Raw genomic sequence first — 1,719 nt, 5'->3', positions numbered from 1 at the left:
CTTCGATGTCGGCGGCGCTGTAGCCCTCGCTGATCAAGGGCAAGGACACCACCCCAGCCAAGGCCGAATTCCATTTCCCCGGCGGCCTGAAGGATTATCTCAAGGCCACGCTCGGCGACGAGTTCCAGGTCACGCGCGAGGTCTTCGCGGGAAAAAGCGACAAGCAAGGCGGCCACGGCTCGCTGGAATGGGCGGTGACCTGGTTCGGCGGTGACGGCTTCCTCAACTCCTACTGCAACACGATTCCCACCGGCGAAGGCGGTACGCACGAGGCCGGCCTCCGCAACGTGCTGACGCGCGGTCTTCGCGCCTATGCCGACCTGATCGGCAACAAGCGCGCCTCGATCATCACCACCGAAGACGTCATGATCTCGGCCGCCGGCATGCTGTCGGTATTCATCCGCGAGCCGGAATTCGTCGGCCAGACCAAGGACAGGCTGGCGACGATCGAGGCGATGCGCATCGTCGAGACCGCCATCCGCGACCCGTTCGATCATTGGCTGGCCGACAACCCGCAGGAAGCCTCGAAGCTTCTCGAATGGGTGATCGCGCGCGCCGACGAGCGGGTGCGCCGGCGCCAGGAAAAGGAAGTCTCGCGCAAGAGCGCGGTGCGCAAGCTGCGGCTGCCCGGCAAGCTCGCCGACTGTACGCAGAACGCCGCCGCCGGCGCCGAGCTCTTCATCGTCGAAGGCGACTCGGCCGGCGGCTCGGCCAAGCAGGCGCGCGATCGTGCCAGCCAGGCGGTGCTGCCGCTGCGCGGCAAGATCCTCAACGTCGCCAGCGCCGGCAACGACAAGCTTGCGGCCAACCAGCAGATCTCCGACCTGATCCAGGCGCTCGGCTGCGGCACGCGCACGAAATACCGCGACGAGGACCTGCGCTACGACCGCGTGATCATCATGACAGACGCCGATGTCGACGGCGCGCATATCGCCTCGCTGCTGATCACCTTCTTCTACCAGGAGATGCCGAACCTCGTCCGCGGCGGCCATCTCTATATGGCCGTGCCGCCGCTCTATTCGATCCGGCAGGGCGGCAAGGTGGCCTATGCCCGCGACGACGCGCACAAGGACGAGCTGCTGCGCACCGAATTCACCGGGCGCGGCAAGGTCGAGATCGGCCGCTTCAAAGGGCTTGGCGAGATGATGGCCTCGCAGCTCAAGGAGACCACGATGGATCCGAGGAAGCGCACGCTGCTCAGGGTCGACGTGAGCGAAGCCGAGGCGGCGACCAAGGATACCGTCGACGCGCTGATGGGCACCAAGCCTGAAGCGCGCTTCCGCTTCATCCAGGAACGCGCCGAGTTCGCCGAAGCCGACGTGCTGGATATCTGAACGCGGACTGGTCCATAACAGGCTCCGATACGGAGACTTTGATGTGGCCTGGACGCGGCTGAAAGAGTTTGTCGAGATACCGCTGAACGGCCTGACCCAGCCGACGCGCTCGGACTGGATTTTTGCCCTGCGCACGGTTTCGGCCGGGCTGATCGCGCTGCTTGCCGCCTACGCCCTCAACCTCGATCATCCGCAATGGGCGATGATGACGGTCTTCATCGTCGCCCAGCCGGTCGCCGGCATGGTGCTGGCCAAGGGCTTCTACCGGCTGCTCGGAACGCTGGCCGGCGGCCTGGCCGCAATCGGCATCACATCGCTGTTCGGCACCAATCCCTGGGTGCTGGTGACGGCGCTGGCGGTGTGGATCGGCATCTGCACGCTCGTC

General features: G+C 65.6%; 1 protein-coding gene and 1 pseudogene. Both read left to right on the top strand.

What is annotated here, in order from left to right; all coding sequences use genetic code 11:
- Positions 1 to 23 precede the first annotated feature (23 nt).
- Positions 24 to 1,334, top strand: a pseudogene (locus EOA29_RS35495) (toprim domain-containing protein); the annotation flags it as partial.
- A 43-nt stretch (positions 1,335 to 1,377) separates the two neighbouring features.
- Positions 1,378 to 1,719: FUSC family protein (locus tag EOA29_RS35490; protein ID WP_189479099.1), on the top strand; the 342-nt coding region annotated here is incomplete at its 3' end.

Source organism: Mesorhizobium sp. M1E.F.Ca.ET.063.01.1.1 (assembly GCF_003998155.1).
Taxonomy (GTDB): domain Bacteria; phylum Pseudomonadota; class Alphaproteobacteria; order Rhizobiales; family Rhizobiaceae; genus Mesorhizobium.
The sequence above is the reverse complement of the archived record's forward strand: the minus strand, read 5'-3'. Positions and strand labels throughout refer to the sequence as shown.